The organism is Aureimonas sp. N4 (assembly GCF_001463925.1).
Classification (GTDB): domain Bacteria; phylum Pseudomonadota; class Alphaproteobacteria; order Rhizobiales; family Rhizobiaceae; genus Aureimonas; species Aureimonas ureilytica_A.
In genome coordinates, this window is the sequence record NZ_BBWS01000042.1 from 38,479 (window position 1) to 52,374 (window position 13,896).

The 13,896-nt window shown below is 62.7% G+C and carries 21 protein-coding genes and 1 tRNA gene; 19 read left to right on the plus strand and 3 right to left on the minus strand.

Features of this window, described 5'->3' with window-relative positions; translation table 11 throughout:
• Positions 1-31 precede the first annotated feature (31 nt).
• Both AUL28_RS12745 and AUL28_RS12750 read right to left on the minus strand, forming a co-directional pair.
• On the minus strand, positions 32-865 hold the full coding sequence (locus tag AUL28_RS12745) for a hypothetical protein (RefSeq protein ID WP_062233159.1): 834 nt from the start codon (positions 863-865) through the stop codon (positions 32-34).
• On the minus strand, positions 862-1,101 hold the full coding sequence (locus tag AUL28_RS12750) for a hypothetical protein (protein ID WP_062233162.1): 240 nt from the start codon (positions 1,099-1,101) through the stop codon (positions 862-864). Before AUL28_RS12750 ends, AUL28_RS12745 begins: the two co-directional genes overlap by 4 nt.
• 312 nt (positions 1,102-1,413) lie before the next feature.
• Here AUL28_RS12750 and AUL28_RS12755 point away from each other — a divergent pair, with 312 nt between their 5' ends.
• From AUL28_RS12755 to AUL28_RS12830, 15 genes are all read left to right on the plus strand, one after another.
• Positions 1,414-1,758, plus strand: a complete 345-nt coding sequence (locus AUL28_RS12755) for a hypothetical protein (protein ID WP_062233165.1) — start codon at positions 1,414-1,416, stop codon at positions 1,756-1,758.
• A 62-nt stretch (positions 1,759-1,820) separates the two neighbouring features.
• Positions 1,821-2,399 carry a transcription termination/antitermination protein NusG gene (gene nusG, locus AUL28_RS12760; RefSeq protein WP_062233168.1) on the plus strand — a complete coding sequence of 193 codons (579 nt, stop codon included), beginning with the start codon at positions 1,821-1,823 and terminating at the stop codon, positions 2,397-2,399.
• Positions 2,400-2,521: 122 nt separating this feature from the next.
• Positions 2,522-2,598 (plus strand) — tRNA-Met (locus AUL28_RS12765).
• A 767-nt stretch (positions 2,599-3,365) separates the two neighbouring features.
• Positions 3,366-4,655 carry a PBSX family phage terminase large subunit gene (locus AUL28_RS12775; protein WP_062233174.1) on the plus strand — a complete coding sequence of 430 codons (1,290 nt, stop codon included), beginning with the start codon at positions 3,366-3,368 and terminating at the stop codon, positions 4,653-4,655.
• Between the two features lie 158 nt (positions 4,656-4,813).
• Positions 4,814-6,199, plus strand: a complete 1,386-nt coding sequence (locus AUL28_RS12780; RefSeq protein WP_062233176.1) for an anti-CBASS protein Acb1 family protein — start codon at positions 4,814-4,816, stop codon at positions 6,197-6,199.
• A gap of 15 nt (positions 6,200-6,214) precedes the next feature.
• Positions 6,215-7,345 carry a hypothetical protein gene (locus AUL28_RS12785; protein WP_062233179.1) on the plus strand — a complete coding sequence of 377 codons (1,131 nt, stop codon included), beginning with the start codon at positions 6,215-6,217 and terminating at the stop codon, positions 7,343-7,345.
• A 3-nt stretch (positions 7,346-7,348) separates the two neighbouring features.
• On the plus strand, positions 7,349-7,795 hold the full coding sequence (locus tag AUL28_RS12790) for a hypothetical protein (protein ID WP_062233182.1): 447 nt from the start codon (positions 7,349-7,351) through the stop codon (positions 7,793-7,795).
• A gap of 11 nt (positions 7,796-7,806) precedes the next feature.
• Entirely contained in the window at positions 7,807-8,850 is a 1,044-nt protein-coding gene (locus tag AUL28_RS12795; protein WP_062233185.1) for a major capsid protein, read from the plus strand.
• A gap of 10 nt (positions 8,851-8,860) precedes the next feature.
• A complete protein-coding gene (locus AUL28_RS12800) occupies positions 8,861-9,259 on the plus strand; it encodes a hypothetical protein (protein ID WP_062233188.1) in 399 nt (132 codons plus the stop codon).
• Between the two features lie 4 nt (positions 9,260-9,263).
• Positions 9,264-9,683 carry a hypothetical protein gene (locus AUL28_RS12805; protein WP_062233191.1) on the plus strand — a complete coding sequence of 140 codons (420 nt, stop codon included), beginning with the start codon at positions 9,264-9,266 and terminating at the stop codon, positions 9,681-9,683.
• The gene (locus AUL28_RS12810) at positions 9,676-10,074 is read left to right on the plus strand and encodes a hypothetical protein (RefSeq protein WP_062233194.1); all 399 of its coding nucleotides are present in this window, start codon (positions 9,676-9,678) and stop codon (positions 10,072-10,074) included. The genes AUL28_RS12805 and AUL28_RS12810 overlap by 8 nt, the downstream gene beginning before the upstream one ends.
• Positions 10,074-10,310 carry a hypothetical protein gene (locus tag AUL28_RS12815; RefSeq protein ID WP_062233197.1) on the plus strand — a complete coding sequence of 79 codons (237 nt, stop codon included), beginning with the start codon at positions 10,074-10,076 and terminating at the stop codon, positions 10,308-10,310. Before AUL28_RS12810 ends, AUL28_RS12815 begins: the two co-directional genes overlap by 1 nt.
• Complete coding sequence (locus tag AUL28_RS12820) at positions 10,310-11,362, plus strand: phage minor head protein (protein ID WP_062233200.1); 1,053 nt, start codon at positions 10,310-10,312, stop codon at positions 11,360-11,362. The genes AUL28_RS12815 and AUL28_RS12820 overlap by 1 nt, the downstream gene beginning before the upstream one ends.
• Entirely contained in the window at positions 11,359-11,577 is a 219-nt protein-coding gene (locus tag AUL28_RS12825) for a hypothetical protein (protein WP_062233203.1), read from the plus strand. Before AUL28_RS12820 ends, AUL28_RS12825 begins: the two co-directional genes overlap by 4 nt.
• Positions 11,577-12,032, plus strand: a complete 456-nt coding sequence (locus tag AUL28_RS12830) for a hypothetical protein (RefSeq protein WP_062233206.1) — start codon at positions 11,577-11,579, stop codon at positions 12,030-12,032. Before AUL28_RS12825 ends, AUL28_RS12830 begins: the two co-directional genes overlap by 1 nt.
• Here the strand turns inward: AUL28_RS12830 and AUL28_RS12835 are convergent.
• Positions 12,010-12,207, minus strand: a complete 198-nt coding sequence (locus AUL28_RS12835; RefSeq protein WP_062233210.1) for a hypothetical protein — start codon at positions 12,205-12,207, stop codon at positions 12,010-12,012. The genes AUL28_RS12830 and AUL28_RS12835 overlap by 23 nt on opposite strands.
• Positions 12,208-12,228: 21 nt before the next feature.
• On the opposite strand from AUL28_RS12835, the gene AUL28_RS12840 reads away from it, so the two are divergent.
• The 4 genes from AUL28_RS12840 to AUL28_RS12855 are packed head-to-tail and all read left to right on the plus strand — an operon-like array spanning position 12,229 to position 13,882.
• On the plus strand, positions 12,229-12,636 hold the full coding sequence (locus tag AUL28_RS12840; RefSeq protein WP_062233214.1) for a DUF4128 domain-containing protein: 408 nt from the start codon (positions 12,229-12,231) through the stop codon (positions 12,634-12,636).
• 19 nt (positions 12,637-12,655) lie between these two features.
• Positions 12,656-13,144, plus strand: a complete 489-nt coding sequence (locus tag AUL28_RS12845) for a hypothetical protein (protein WP_062233217.1) — start codon at positions 12,656-12,658, stop codon at positions 13,142-13,144.
• 2 nt (positions 13,145-13,146) lie between these two features.
• Complete coding sequence (locus AUL28_RS12850) at positions 13,147-13,470, plus strand: hypothetical protein (protein ID WP_062233220.1); 324 nt, start codon at positions 13,147-13,149, stop codon at positions 13,468-13,470.
• A 10-nt stretch (positions 13,471-13,480) separates the two neighbouring features.
• Positions 13,481-13,882 (plus strand): hypothetical protein, encoded by a 402-nt coding sequence (locus AUL28_RS12855; RefSeq protein WP_062233223.1) that lies wholly within the window; start codon positions 13,481-13,483, stop codon positions 13,880-13,882.
• The last annotated feature ends 14 nt before the right edge of the window (positions 13,883-13,896 follow it).

The window sequence follows — 13,896 nt, forward strand, 5'->3', positions numbered from 1 at the left end:
CCGGATCGCTCGGGGGTGGGTGAACCTTATATCAGCGGTAGAAGTCACTGATGAAAAGTCGCTCCATGGCTCCATCCTTGAGGGTCGGCTTTGCCCGAACCTTGATAGGACGGCGAGCGGCCATAGCCGAGACATACGGATTGTTCGGCTGGGCAAAGACTGGATCGGTTATCCGCCCCAGGATGCGTGTATCAAGGTCATCAGCAAGGGATATGCGACACGTTCCCGTGTCCATGTCTAACTCGCTGATAAGGACCAAGAAGTCTCGCTCATCGCCTACCTCAACGTCCGCATCTGACAGGATGGCGTCACGCTCGGCAGGGCCAATCCTTACCGCTGGATTGCTGGCAGTCCCGCCCACGCTTAGGGACGAAGCGGTTTGACCAATAGGCGCAACCGCCTGTCTCACCGCAGGGCGAAGTGCGTCCGCCATCCGATCAATGGTCGTGAGCAGCCGATCGATCTGACTTTGATCGCGGTGTCCCAGTTCCTTGATAGCCTGATCCAGGCTGTCTTTGATCGCTTTCATTTCCTCACGCTGACCAGCAGCTCGCTTGAAGATATATGTGATGAGAGTAGCAAAAACCCCGGCCAATGTGCCGGAAATAAGCGGCTGCTCTGTGACCCATTTCAGGCTGGCCAGGAGTTCGAAGCAATGGGCTTCTGGAGGTCGGACCACGACCTTTACAGCCATCGCGTCCCGATGCTGAATGTAGCGGTCCGTAACGACAAAATTGCCTACGACACCTAGAATGCGGGAAAGACCCTTAAGGGATTCGGAAAGGGCACCAAGCTCGATTTCGTGGTTGCTTGCGTCCATCCCGTCATAGCGGATGAGCGTGTCTTCGACTTCGATTTGGCTCACGCTTCACCCATCTCCCGCACAGCCCGCCCCTTAGCCGTCAGTCTGAACCAGGCTGTATTCCGCCAGCCAATTTCCGATGTCGCGAGCCCGAGCGCGATCAAGCCGAACACCCCGGCCAGCATCGGATCGGACAGCTCCCCGATTTCGCGCCCGACGCTATCCTCGACACCGCCCGGTGTGTCGAGCTTGATAAGGGCGCGGATCTGGATGGACGAGAGGTCGGAAAGGGCGGTCATTTTGGGTCTTTCAACGCCGTGCGAATCATGACCCGCGGTTGCTCGATCAGGCCACCATACAACCCAAAAACAGTCTTCACATCAATCCGTGAAGACCGTGAAATCTGTTGCGCGATCGATGTGAAGACTGTCGATTTCATGTGAAGACTGTCAGCTCATAAAATGACATAAAAAACAGTATGTTATGAATTTGAAAGTTCAGTCTTCACAAAAAACGAGTCTCTATCATTCTTGGACAGAAAGCTTGATTTTTGGGGGTTTCTGTCCGAAATAGCTCGAAGAGTCTAATTATGTGAAGACTGCGGTTTGGGCATGGATCGGGTCCTGGAGCTGGAGGCGAGGGTTGCGGAACTGGAAGCGCTGCTGACAGCTCATGGCATCGCTCTGCCGGGTGCCGAGCCGGCACCCCCGGCATCGCCGCCCGACTATGCCATGAGAGACCGCATCGCCCCGGTTGCCGCTCGCCTCCTGATGGACGGCCCTGCGAGCCATTCCGCCATCAGCCGGAAGGTGAAGGCCTTCGCCACGTCTGGTGAGGTCGAGGCCGTGATGGTCTGGATGGTCGAGGGCGGGGACGTGGTGCGCGAGGTGAGGAAGCCGGAAACGGGTCGGCCATCCACGATCTATCGCCTTGCGGCGTCATCCAGCGCAGGCTAGAATCAACCTCGCTCACCGTGCCTGCCACGGGTTTCTCGCCACCACTCGAGGAGCCCGACCGAATGCAAATCACCGATCAGCCGTCCTGGTTCGTCGCGCGCTGCAATCCTCGCTGTGAGGAGAAGGCGGTGGCTCGCCTTCAGGCTTTGGGCTTCCACGTCCATCTGCCCCGCGGCATGAAGCTCATCCGTCGTCGGCACCTGCGCGCCAAGCAGGCCATCTCGTTCCCGCTGCTGACCAGCTACGCGTTCGTCGGCCTCTCGACGGCAACGCCCAGCTTCTACCACCTGCGCCAGGTGGACGGCGTTCATTCGGTGCTGGGTCGCACGGTTCAAGACCCCAACGACAAGCGTTGCCGTTACCTGTCCATTCCCGCTGCAATCGTGGACGAGTTCCGGCGTCTCGAGGCCGCTGGTCGGTTCTCTGAGGTCAAGCCGGAAGTGGGGAAGGGGCCTGTTGTCGCCGCAGCCCGCCATTTCGAGCCGGGCGACAAGGTGGAGATCCTGTCCGGCCCGCTTGCTGGCACGACGTTCGTCTTCGATGACTATTTCGGCCGGAACTCGGCCAAGGTCATCGCGCAACTCTTCGGATCGCTTTGCCCCATCACAGTGCCGCTTGACGCGATCCGGGAGGCAGCTTAGATTCGTCATGCTTCGATGTGCGTCGATCCTCGCGGAACCCGAATGGGCGGACCGCAGGACGCCAGAGGCGGTAGCAGGAGATCGCTCCTGCGGCCCCGTGCGAAGCTATGCCCAACATTCTCAGCAGAGTGGAGCAATCCGGTAGCTCGCTAGGCTCATAACCTAGAGGTTGCCCGTTCAAATCGGGCCTCTGCAACCAAACCTCGCATTACGGCTGGACGAAAGCACCAGATACGGGTGCGGCGGGGCATCACCCCGTGATGGTCTACGGACCATGGCATCACAGATCAGGACGGCGGCGCTGAAGGAAGCGCGCGACCGAGCCAGGGTACGAACCCGTATTGCGAGAGCACTTCGCGGGCAACGTGCAGGAGCCCTGAAGCCGGTATCAAGCCCGGCCCGTCCTGACAGAATGCCCGAGAGGGCGCATAGGTGAGAGCGGCGGCGTGGAAGGACACGCAGCGCGGCCCCGGCGCGGGCCGAGGTGGACGACGCCGGTTTGTATGCCACCGTCAACGCACCGGCAGTCAGTGTCGAAACTGGCCCGCTCTCACTTTTGCAAAACGGGACTGAATTATTCAGTTCCTATTCCATACAGCGCCGGCAGCGAATGGACTGCCGACAGGTGGGCCGAGCCCAGCCCTGAGCAATATGCAAAAAATGCATACAGCCCCGTCCGCTTCGGCAGGCGCGACTTTTGATTAACAATCAAGGAATTCAAGATGGCCCAGCATGGCGGGGCTCGCCCCGGAGCGGGTCGGAAGACGGGCGCCGTAAGCCAGGCTAAGCGTGACATTGCCGAGATGGCAAAGGAGCACGCTGAAATGGCGTTGCGCACTTTGGCGCAAATCGCGCAATCGGGAGAGAGCGAGGCCGCCCGCGTGTCTGCGGCAAATGCGATCTTGGATCGCGGGTACGGAAAGCCAGTTCAGGGGATGGAGCATTCCGGCCCGAACGGAGAGCCACTTGGCCCAACGATCATTCACCTCGTCCCAGCCGAGAGCAGCCAATCTAGCTCTGCCGCCTAAGCTGCTGCCAGTCTTCGCCCAGCCTCGTGGAGCAGTCCAGTATCGAGGTGCATACGGCGGGCGCGGCTCCGGCAAGAGCTTTAATTTCGCGAAGATGGCAGCCGTATGGGGGTACGTGGAGCCGCTGAGAGTTCTCGCGACCCGCGAGTTTCAGGCCTCCATCAAGGAAAGCTTCCATGCCGAGTTGAAGGCCGCGATCGCATCTGAGCCATGGCTTGATGCCCATTATGACGTGGGCGTGGATTATCTGCGCGGTCGCAACGGGACGGAGTTCATCTTTCGTGGCCTTCGCCATGGCGTCTCCTCTATCAAATCGCTCGCCAAGATCGACCTGACGATCGTGGAAGAGGCTGAGGATGTGCCCGAGGCGTCCTGGTTGGCGCTTGAGGCGACCGTTTTCCGCCAGCCCAAGTCCGAGATGTGGGTCATCTGGAACCCGCGCAGGGAGGCATACCAAGAGAACGGGCAGTGGACCGGCTCGCCTGCTGACGCGCGCTTTCGCAAGAGGCCTCCTGCGTCCTCGCAGATCGTGGAGATGAACTGGCAGGACAATCCGTTCTTTCCGAGCGGGTTGGACATCCTTCGGCGTCGCGAGCTTGAGCGCCTTGATCCGAACACCTACGCGCACGTTTGGGAAGGAGGCTATCTCACCAACTCCGACGCTCAGGTGTTCGCAGGGAAATGGGAGATCCGCGAGTTCGAGCCCGAGCCGACATGGGATGGCCCATACCAGGGAGGTGACTTTGGCTTTGCGCAAGACCCCACAGCGGGCATCCGCTGCTATGTCTCTGAGGAGACGCTCTATGTCAGCGACGAAGCCGGTAAGGTCGGCCTGGAGCTGGATGATACCGCGCCATTCCTGATTAAGCGCATTCCTGGTTTTGATCGGTATGTGACGAGGTGGGATAGCGCCCGGCCCGAATCCATCAGCCACCTCAAGCGCCACGGGTTGCAGCGATCCGAGGCGGTGGAGAAGTGGAAGGGCTCTGTCGAGGATGGCATCGCGTTCCTTCGATCCTTCCGGCGCATTGTCATTCATTCACGCTGCGTCGAGACGGCCCGCGAAATGCGGCTCTACTCGTACAAGGTTGACAGGCTGACCGGAGACATCCTGCCGACGCTGGTGGACGCGCATAACCACTATATCGATGCGCTGCGGTACGCGGTGGCGCCGATGATCAAGCGCGCGGGCGAAGTCGCCATGTTCCTGACCCGCCGCAACCGCTGACGCACTGTCTCAAAACGGTGGTGTGACGCTTTCTGCTGAATCAGAAGGGCAAACGGACCCTTTTGAGACGCTCGGGGCCACGAACCTGAGACGGCGCGCACCGGTACACCCATCAAGGCAGGCACGGGCTGCCTCATCTTTAGGAATAGGGTCCGCGCATGACCGCTCTACGGCTTGTGGTCAACGAGGCCACCCGCAGCCTTGGCCGCATGTTCCCGGGCTTCTTCCCGGGCATGGTCAAGCACGACCACAACAAGGACTTCGGCTATCCCGACACCCTGACCTTCGATCTGCTCTACCGCATGTATCGGCGCAACGGCATCGCCAGCGCGGGCGTCAACAAGACGATCCTGAAGACGTGGCAGCAATCACCATGGCTCCTTGAGAAGGAACGGGACGGTAGCGAGGGCGGCACCAAGAAGGAAACGCCGCTGGAGCGCGACATTCGCCAGCGGTTCGAAGACCTCCGGGTGTGGCAGAACCTTGCCGAGGCCGACCGCCGCTCGCTGGTGGGGCGATATGCCGGCGTGGTCCTGCGCCTGGCCGATGGGCAGATGTTCGATCAGCCTGTGGGCCGCGTGCCCGGCGGGCTGGACGGCATCTTGGAGCTCATCCCCGCATGGGAAGGGCAGCTCGAGGTAGCCGAATGGGACCAGGACCAGCGCTCGCCCACCTATGGCGAGCCGACCATGTACCAGTTCACCGAGGCGGCGGTCGGAGACAGCAAGGTCAAGCGCCTGGCGCGAATCCATCCGGATCGGGTCATTGTCTGGTCGGCGGATGGCACGCTGAACGGGGAAAGCTATCTAGCGCCCGGCTACAACGACCTGATGACGCTGGAGAAGGTCTCCGGGGCCGGCGGCGAGGGGTTCTGGAAGAACGCTAAGAGCGCCCCGGTGCTGGAGGTGGATAAGGAGGCGCAGATCACGCAGATGGCGGCTGCCATGGGCGTCCAGCCATCCGAGATCGCCGATGCCATGAACGAGCAGGTTGAGGCCTACCAGAAGGGCTTCGACAACCTGCTCATGCTCCAGGGCATCCAAGCCAAGACGCTGAGCGTGAACCTGCCCAGCCCCGAGCACTTCTTCGCCGTGGCACTCCAGAGCTTCGCCGCGTCGATCATGATGCCGGTGAAGATCCTGGTCGGCAACCAGACCGGGGAGCGCGCCTCGTCTGAGGATGCAGCCGATTGGGCACAGACCATCATGTCCCGCCGGGCGACGGTGGTGATCCCGAACATCATGGAGCTTGTGAATCGCCTCGAGCGGTTCGGCATCCTCCCTGAGAAGGACTGGTTCCTCGACTGGCAGGACCTCACCGAGGCGTCCATGGCCGAGAAAATCGAGCGCGCCAGTAAGATGGCCGACGTGAACCAGAAGATGAGCGGGTCGGGCGAGATCATCTTTACCGGGGACGAAATCCGCGAGGCGGTCGATCTGGAGCCGCTGAGCGACGCGGACAAGTTCCGCGACGAAGGCGAGGACGACCCGACAGCGGCGCTTCCGCCCGATCCACAGTCAGACACCCGGCCACCGGCCGAATAATCGGAGACATCATCCGTGAGCCAGGTCCGAGTGAACATCCGCTCGGTCGCGAACGCTCGCGCCGTGCGCAAAGAGAAGCGCAACGGCCGAGATGTCGTGATCGTGCCGAGCGCCACGCTGCCCGACAACATCGTCATGAACGGCATCCTCTACCCGGCGGAGGAGATCGAATCCTCCTTCCGCTCGCTGGAGCGTACGCCGGCCCCGTTCGGCCATCCCAAGGTCAACGGCAAGTTCGTCTCAGCCCGCGACCCGGAGGGGCTGAACGTCTCGCACATCGGCGCGCACAACGAGAACGTTCGGCGCGAAGGCGGCCGGGTGCTCTTGGACAAGGTGATCGATGTGGAGGTGGCGAACCGATCGGCTGATGGCCGGGCGGTGCTCGCAGCGATCGACGCTGGCGGTCCGGTCCACACGTCCACCGGCCTGCTCTGCACCTTGGATGCGGTCAACGGTGCCGACCACAAGCACATCGCGCGCGCCATCCGCTTCGACCATGACGCCATCCTGCTCAATGAGGAAGGCGCGGCCACCCCTGAGAAGGGGGTTGGTATGCTGGTCAATGAGAAGGGCGAGCGCGAGGACATCGAGGTCATCAATTCGTCCCTGACGGACATGGCCGATCAAGAGATCGACTACGCGGGAGCCCGCTTGGTCGAAGCTCTCCAGCGCAGGCAGAGCCTGTCGGTCTGGGAGCGCGTGAAGTCCGCCATCATGGACGCCATCGGCGCTCCCGAGCGGGAACCCACCACAAACCAAAAGGAAGACCCCATGGCTGTCTCCGATGAGCAGTTCAAGGCGCTTTCCGACGAGGTGAAGACCCTCTCGGAAGCGCTCAAGCCCGAGGCGCTGGCAACGGCGATCGGCAACGCGGTGGCGACGGCTGTGAAGCCCATCACCGACGCGCATGAGCAGATGGTTGCCAACCAGCGGACCAAGGATGACGCCGAACTCACCGGGCTTCGCGACAAGATCGTTCGGGCGAACCTCATGGACGAGGCCGCTGCTGGCGAACTGACGTTGAACGCAGCGCGCGCGCTCGCGAAGTCGGCCGAGCCCAAGGGCGCGCCGGCGCTGAATGGCGCCTTCCGAGGCAACAGCCAGGACAAGAACGGCGGCTTCAAGCTGCCCAAGGCGGAGGCCTGATCCATGCCGCGCTACAACAAGATTTTCGGCGGCCCGGTCAGCGAGACCTTGCCACAGGTGCATGAGGCGATCTGCGATGCCGCAGTCCTGCCCGGCACAGTCGTCGCGCGCTCGGGCGGCAAGTTTGTCCAAGCTGGCACATCCAGCAAGGGCCGGCTCTTCATCGTCCAGGACAACTATCTCGCGCTCAAGGGCGTCGATGATGCGTGGCCGGCGGGTGATCGCATCGTCGCCATGGACTTGCTGGACGAGCAAGCATTCCGCGCTCGCGTCCCGACCGGCACCAGCATCGTGCAGGACGCCGCGCTGTCAGTGAACGCAGCGGGCAAGCTCGTCCCGGCCACGTCCGGCACTTGGGTTGTCGCCTTCGCAAGCGAGACCTTCAACAACACCACTGGCTCCGACCAGCTTGTCAGCGTCCGCGCTGCCAAGGGCTACGCGTTCGCCTAAGGAGGGCTGACATGCGCTACTTTGACGAACAGCTCGTCGCCAACTCTCGCGCGCACGCGGAATGGTGGGGTGAGGTCTGCGTGAACCGTGAGTGGTTCCACCAGACCGAGGACGCTTTCGCCGCCCTCTACAACTCGGCCGCCGTGCTCCCGCGCGATGCGTGGCAGGACCTCGACGGCATCACTCGCCGCGTCATGCGCGCCGATGAAGGCCAGACGTGGATGGCCGACCTCATGCCGCTGGCCAAGACGGTCAACATCGGCAAGATCGTCAGCCTGAACCGCGTCTCGGGCGACGCCGGCTCAGTGACCCGCTCGCTGTCCGGTCAGGTGCCGATCGGCATGGACAAGGTGACCTACGACTATCGTGGGACGCCCGTGCCGATCTTCTCGACCGCCTATGGCCGTGAATGGCGCGAGTGGAACGCCCTTCAGTCCGAGAACTTCGACGCTCTGGCCGACGACCAAGAAGCCCATTCGGCGAAGATCCGCCGCGACATGGCGCTCTATGCCCTCGACGGCGACCAGACTATCAAGTTCCAGGGCTACACCGGCTACGGTATCCGCACCTCGCCGTTCTCCAAGTCGATCAATCTCGGTTCGGGTGCCGGTGGCGCCAACATCGACCTGACGACGGCCGATTGGCCGGCGATGGATGCGTTTTTCAACGGGCCGTTCGGCGCGATGCTGGATGCGAACTTCATCGGCGTGCCGGTGAACCTGTACATCTCGCCGGAGATCGCGCGGAACCTCGACAAGCAGGTGAACACGTCGGCCGGTCAGGCTCTCGGGTCTCGGCTCGAGCAGCTTCGCCAGAACCGCCGCATCGCCAAGATCGCCGTGTCGTTCGAGCTGACGGGCAACCAGTTCTTCGGCTTCGTGCCCAGCGGCGAATACATCCGCCCGCTGGTCGGCATGGCCGTGAACACGACCGCGATGCCCCGCACCTATCCCACGGCGAACTATCAGTTCCTGATGATGGGCGCGATGGGCCTCGAGATCCGGGCCGACATCAACGGGCGCTCCGGTGTCTTCTACTCCGTCGTTGTGAACTGAGGAGCCTGACATGCGCATCAAGATCACGCAGCCGGGCATCTACGGCAATGACGGCGAGATCGCTGTCGGCACCGAGTTCACGGTCAAGGACGGGCCGAAGGGCTGGGCTGGCCGATACGAGGTCATCTCGGGCGGTGATGAGGGAGAGCCCCACATCATCAACCCCGAGATGGGCGAGGTGAATATCGGCGACACGACCGAGAACCCGAAGACGGGCGAAGGCGTGCCGGACGGCCAGAACAGCGGCAAGTCGACCTACGCCGTCAAGGACAAGGGCTCCGGCTGGTACGCTGTGACGGACGGCGAGAAGGAAGTCACCAAGTCCCTCCGCAAGGACGCGCTCGACGGCTTCAACGGCCTGACCGACGACGAGAAACGGGCCTTTGTGGAGGCCAACAAGCCGGAGTAAGGCGATGTACGGCACTCTGGAAGGCTGGCGGGCCTATGCGCAGGCGAGGGGTGACCAGCGCCCGACGCAGGCGACGGATGAAACGGCCAATGCCGCGCTCACCCGTGCCTCGGACTATATCCGCTTCCGCTACGTGGCCCGCCTCATCCCAGGGTACGACGAAGCCAGCCTGCCCATCATCGTGGAGGCGACCTATGTGGCCGCCTCCCTCGAGCTCGCCACCCCCGGCTTCTTCGCCAAGACCTACACCCCGGCGGAACAGAAAGTTCTGACGGAGGTCCGTGGAATCAAGTGGACCGTGACGGGCGACGCCAGCAAGCCGGGTTCGGCCTCGCCGGTCTCGTCCATCATCGAAGATATGTTCGCCCCGTATGTGCGTCCGCTCGGCGCGCCGGGCTTCATGCTGAGGTCGATCGGTGGCTGAGGGCTGGAACGCGATCGCCGCAGAGGTGGCCGAAGCCATCCGCTCGGTCTCCGATATCTCCCAGCCCGGCGGCTATCCGGCGGTGCTGCGGCGGGCCGGGCCAGCCTCGGGCGACGAATGGAACCCGACGCCGAGCGCGCCGACCTACCTGACCATCCACGTCATCGAAGACAGTCGCGAGATGCGGGACGCCAACGGGACGCTGATCGGCCAGACAGTGCGCACCCTGACCACGACCGCCGTGCCTGGCATCGTGCCCAGCGATGACGACACAATCGCCGTGGGTGTCACCGATGGCGCTTCGGCGACCGAATGGCTTGAGATCGCCGCCGTTCGCCCGATCGCGCCAGCTGGCGTGGCGGTGCTCTATGAAATTGATCTGAGGTCGTGATGGACGCCCAAATCCCGCAGCTTCTTGTGCTGACCTCTTTTGCTCTTCGCGCCACCGTGCCGTTGGTTGTCAGGACTGCGATCGGCCTTGACGGCATCGTTAGGATGCGGCGGAGGCGGGCCGCCAAGATCATCGCACAGCCCGTCACGAATCCTTGGTTCTTCGGAACCTGGATCGGGCAGCGCTTGGGCGACGCCATTTCGATCGGCGTCTTGATCTGGGGCGGATTTTTCTGATGCCTACCACCCGCGAGAAGATCGAAGCCCTGCTCGCCACCTATGACGAGCGCGTGCGTGACGCCTTCCTCGAATGCCTAGATGACGTCCGATCGGCCATCGTTCTGAAGATAGTCATCGAGCGATTGGAGAAGGGCGATATACAGGGCGCCATCGACGCCATGCAGATCGAAGCGGATGCCTATGCGCCGCTCGAGCGCGCCATCGCAGAGGCCTACGACGCTGGCGGGCAGGGGGCAGTCAGCGACTTGCCCCGCGTCACAGACCCAAACGGCCATCGTGTCGTCTGGCGCTTCGGCATTCGCAACCCGGCCGCCGAGGCTGCGCTGCGCGAGCATTCATCCAACCTAGTCGCGCGCATTGTCGAGGATCAGAAGCAGGCCATTCGGATCGCACTGGAAGAGGGGCTTGCCGCCGGCCAGAACCCGCGTGCTACGGCGCTCGAAGTGGTCGGACGCATCAACCGTGCGACCGGCAAGCGCGAAGGCGGCATCATCGGCCTGACAGCGCCTCAAGAGCGCTATGTCGCGACGGCCCGCGCAGACCTTTTGTCCGGCGACCCGGAACGCCTGAAGCACTATCTGACGCTGGAGCGGCGAGATAAGCGGTTCGACCGCTCTGTGACCGCCGCCATTCGGGCAGGGAAGCCCGTGGACGCGCAAATCGTTGCCGCTGCGACCGGACGCTACTCCGACCGTTTGCTCGCGCTTAGAGGTGAGTTGATCGCCCGCACCGAGACCATGACCGCCATCGGCCGCGCGCGGGAAGACGCGATGCGCCAGCAGATCGCGGCGGGCAAGATCGAATCGCAGGACGTGACGAAGGTTTGGCACTCTGCGGGCGACAAGCGCGTCCGTGATACGCACCGCCTTTTGAATGGCCGATCCGCCGAATTGGATGGGGTCTTCCACAGTTCCAGCGGCGCGGTCCTGCGCTATCCCGGCGATCCGAAGTCTCCGGCGAGCGAGATCATCGGCTGCCGTTGCTGGATGGAATATCGGGTGGATTACGTGGGCGCCGCCGTTCGGCGATTTAAGGCGGAGGCAGCATGACAAACGTCGTAAGCATGGGCGATCGGGTAGTCGGCGACGCCTTCTCGATCTCGCCTGATCGAGTGCTCCAGGAAGCAGCGGGTAAACTGCTGTCTTGTGTGATTGTCGGTATGGATGAGGATGGCGCACTATACGTCGCCTCGTCTGAGGGGCGGGCGAATGCGGCTTTCCTTATGCAGCGCGGCATCGCAGATTTAATCCAGAGTCTCGACTGATGACCACCACCTCGTTCTCGGCATCTGTTGGAGCGTGGGCGCAGAAGGTGGAAGGGGCCGTTGAGGCCGTCTTCAAGCAAAGCGTGCAGGAACTCGTACGCGAGGTGCAGAAGACCCGGAACGAGGGCGGGCGAATGCGGGTCGATACCGGTTTTCTCCGCGCCTCGCTTCTTGCATCCACATCCATGATGCCTCGCATCAATCCCGCAGCGAAGCCGGCGAAGGATGCTGGCCCGAACTCCGTCCCGTACAATTTCGGGACCATCGAAGCTGTCATAGCCGGCTCGGAACTCGGGCAGACGATCTATCTCGGCTACACAGCGTCCTATGCCGGCTATCGCGAATACGGGGTCAACGATCAGCCAGGCGACGCCTTCGTGCGCACCGCCGCACAGCGCTGGTCCAGCATCGTGGAAGCGGAGGCTGCGAAGGCTAAGGCTCGCTTTGGCCTTTAGCGGCTTTGTCTGACGCTACCAGCAATCCAAGCTGAAGCATCCGCAGAGATCGGCGCGCGGCTTCCAGCGCCGTGTTGCCGTGGATCGTCGCGCCTGGCGCCTTGCCGAGCGCATCCAGCGCCGCGTGCAGCCGATCGTAGGCAGCCATGTCTTCGAGCGGGTCTTTGTCGGCCATCAAACACGCAGGTAGCACGGAATGGCGATCGAGACGACGATCATGGAGGCGCTTTTCGAGCGTCTCGAGGCAATGCCTGACCGGCTCCCGACCGCATGGCCGAACACAAACTTCACCCCGCCGACCAACAATCGCTTCCTGCGCGTCCAGTTCATTCCGAACCAGACCGAGCGTCTATTCGTCGGCTCGAACGAACCGCACCTCTACTATGGGCTACTTCAGGTCTCCGTCATGTGGGGCCAGAACGAAGGCGAAACCCAACCGCGCAACGCCGCAGCTCAGATCGTCAGCCATTTCCCGACCGACCTGCGCCTCCAACGCGACGGTCTATCGGTTCGCATCACCAAACGCCCGGCGCTTGCCGACCTCATGATCGACGGGAGCCGGGTGCAGATCCCCGTCACGATCGAATGGGAATGCCTCGCCTGAGGCTCTGAAGGAGAATATCATGCCTCGTTTCGCAACAGCGGGCTCCAAGGTTTACATTGGCGCGCCCCTCGACGTGAAGACCACCGACTTCGTCGCCGCCGACTTCTCGTCTCAGTCCTGGGTCGAGATCGGTGGTCTGACAAACATCGGATCGGTCGGCGACACCAATCAGGAAGTCAACAGTTCCGAAATCGGTCTCGGCCGTGACATCTCGGTCAAGGGCACCGCCAACGCCGGCACGCTCTCTCTGACCTGCAACATCGATACGTCGGATGCGGGTCAGATCGCGTTGCGCGCCGCGCAGAAGTCGATTGCGAACTATGCCTTCAAGATCGAATTCCCCGACAAGCCATCCACGGGCGCGAGCCCCAAGGGGTCGCAGCGCCTTTTCATCGGCCTCGTCATGGGCGTGCCGGAAAACCTCGGCGGAGCCAACCAGTTCGCCGCTCTCGACGCCACGGTAAAAATCAACTCCAACGTGGTCCAGGTCGGGCCGTCTGCGAGCTGACCATGAAGCCCGAAGTCGAAACCAAGGACGACGCCAAGGTCGCGAAAGCCGCCGCCGACCCGCGAAAGGTCGAGCTTCTGGACGCCGCCGGTCAGTCGATCGGCGTCACCGTCACGCTGAAGGACGAGCCGGCGCCCGCCGAAGAGCCCGGCCCGGACGAGACGCTCGAGGCCATGCACATCCGCCGCCTGTCCAAGAGCGTCACATCGTGGACGCATCTGGAGGTGGACGGCGAGCCGTATCCATTCAGCCAGGCGCGCGCTGCGAGCCTGCTCACCCGCTACCCCCACTTCGCCGACCAGATCGGCAAAGCCCTCAAGCTCTGAAGGAGCCCGCATGTCCTTTGACCTCGCCTCGCTCGACGCTCTGAAGTCCAATCAGGACGATGGCCTCGAACTGAAGATCAAGCACCCGGTGTCGGGCGAGCCGATCGGCCTGACGCTTCGGGTGGCGGGCTACGAGTCCGATGCCGTGAAGAAGGTGCAGCGCCGGCAGGCCAATGAGCGCCTGCGCAAGCGCATCACCAAGATCACGGCGGAGGAGATCGAGCGCAACGCGCGCGAGGTCGTGGTCGCCTCGGTGCTGTCGTGGAAGGGCGATGAAGACTTCCGGCTCGACGGCCAGCCGCTGCCGGAATGCACCAAGGAAGCGGTGGACGGCCTGCTCCGCCGCTTCCCTTTCATCGGCAGTCAGATCGATGACTTCGCCTCGGACCAGTCCAATTTTTTGCAGAGCTGACGGACCAGCTCGTC

What these genes read in the sequence shown, in the direction of transcription:
- nusG (WP_062233168.1), top strand. Translation starts at nt 1,821, where the DNA reads ATGCAAATCACCGATCAGCCGTCCTGGTTCGTCGCGCGCTGCAATCCT.
- AUL28_RS12825 (WP_062233203.1), top strand. Translation starts at nt 11,359, where the DNA reads ATGACAAACGTCGTAAGCATGGGCGATCGGGTAGTCGGCGACGCCTTC.
- AUL28_RS12850 (WP_062233220.1), top strand. Translation starts at nt 13,147, where the DNA reads ATGAAGCCCGAAGTCGAAACCAAGGACGACGCCAAGGTCGCGAAAGCC.
- AUL28_RS12780 (WP_062233176.1), top strand. Translation starts at nt 4,814, where the DNA reads ATGACCGCTCTACGGCTTGTGGTCAACGAGGCCACCCGCAGCCTTGGC.
- AUL28_RS12795 (WP_062233185.1), top strand. Translation starts at nt 7,807, where the DNA reads ATGCGCTACTTTGACGAACAGCTCGTCGCCAACTCTCGCGCGCACGCG.
- AUL28_RS12845 (WP_062233217.1), top strand. Translation starts at nt 12,656, where the DNA reads ATGCCTCGTTTCGCAACAGCGGGCTCCAAGGTTTACATTGGCGCGCCC.
- AUL28_RS12815 (WP_062233197.1), top strand. Translation starts at nt 10,074, where the DNA reads ATGGACGCCCAAATCCCGCAGCTTCTTGTGCTGACCTCTTTTGCTCTT.
- AUL28_RS12800 (WP_062233188.1), top strand. Translation starts at nt 8,861, where the DNA reads ATGCGCATCAAGATCACGCAGCCGGGCATCTACGGCAATGACGGCGAG.
- AUL28_RS12790 (WP_062233182.1), top strand. Translation starts at nt 7,349, where the DNA reads ATGCCGCGCTACAACAAGATTTTCGGCGGCCCGGTCAGCGAGACCTTG.
- AUL28_RS12840 (WP_062233214.1), top strand. Translation starts at nt 12,229, where the DNA reads ATGGCGATCGAGACGACGATCATGGAGGCGCTTTTCGAGCGTCTCGAG.
- AUL28_RS12830 (WP_062233206.1), top strand. Translation starts at nt 11,577, where the DNA reads ATGACCACCACCTCGTTCTCGGCATCTGTTGGAGCGTGGGCGCAGAAG.
- AUL28_RS12835 (WP_062233210.1), bottom strand. Translation starts at nt 12,207, where the DNA reads ATGGCCGACAAAGACCCGCTCGAAGACATGGCTGCCTACGATCGGCTG.
- AUL28_RS12820 (WP_062233200.1), top strand. Translation starts at nt 10,310, where the DNA reads ATGCCTACCACCCGCGAGAAGATCGAAGCCCTGCTCGCCACCTATGAC.
- AUL28_RS12755 (WP_062233165.1), top strand. Translation starts at nt 1,414, where the DNA reads ATGGATCGGGTCCTGGAGCTGGAGGCGAGGGTTGCGGAACTGGAAGCG.
- AUL28_RS12855 (WP_062233223.1), top strand. Translation starts at nt 13,481, where the DNA reads ATGTCCTTTGACCTCGCCTCGCTCGACGCTCTGAAGTCCAATCAGGAC.
- AUL28_RS12750 (WP_062233162.1), bottom strand. Translation starts at nt 1,101, where the DNA reads ATGACCGCCCTTTCCGACCTCTCGTCCATCCAGATCCGCGCCCTTATC.
- AUL28_RS12805 (WP_062233191.1), top strand. Translation starts at nt 9,264, where the DNA reads ATGTACGGCACTCTGGAAGGCTGGCGGGCCTATGCGCAGGCGAGGGGT.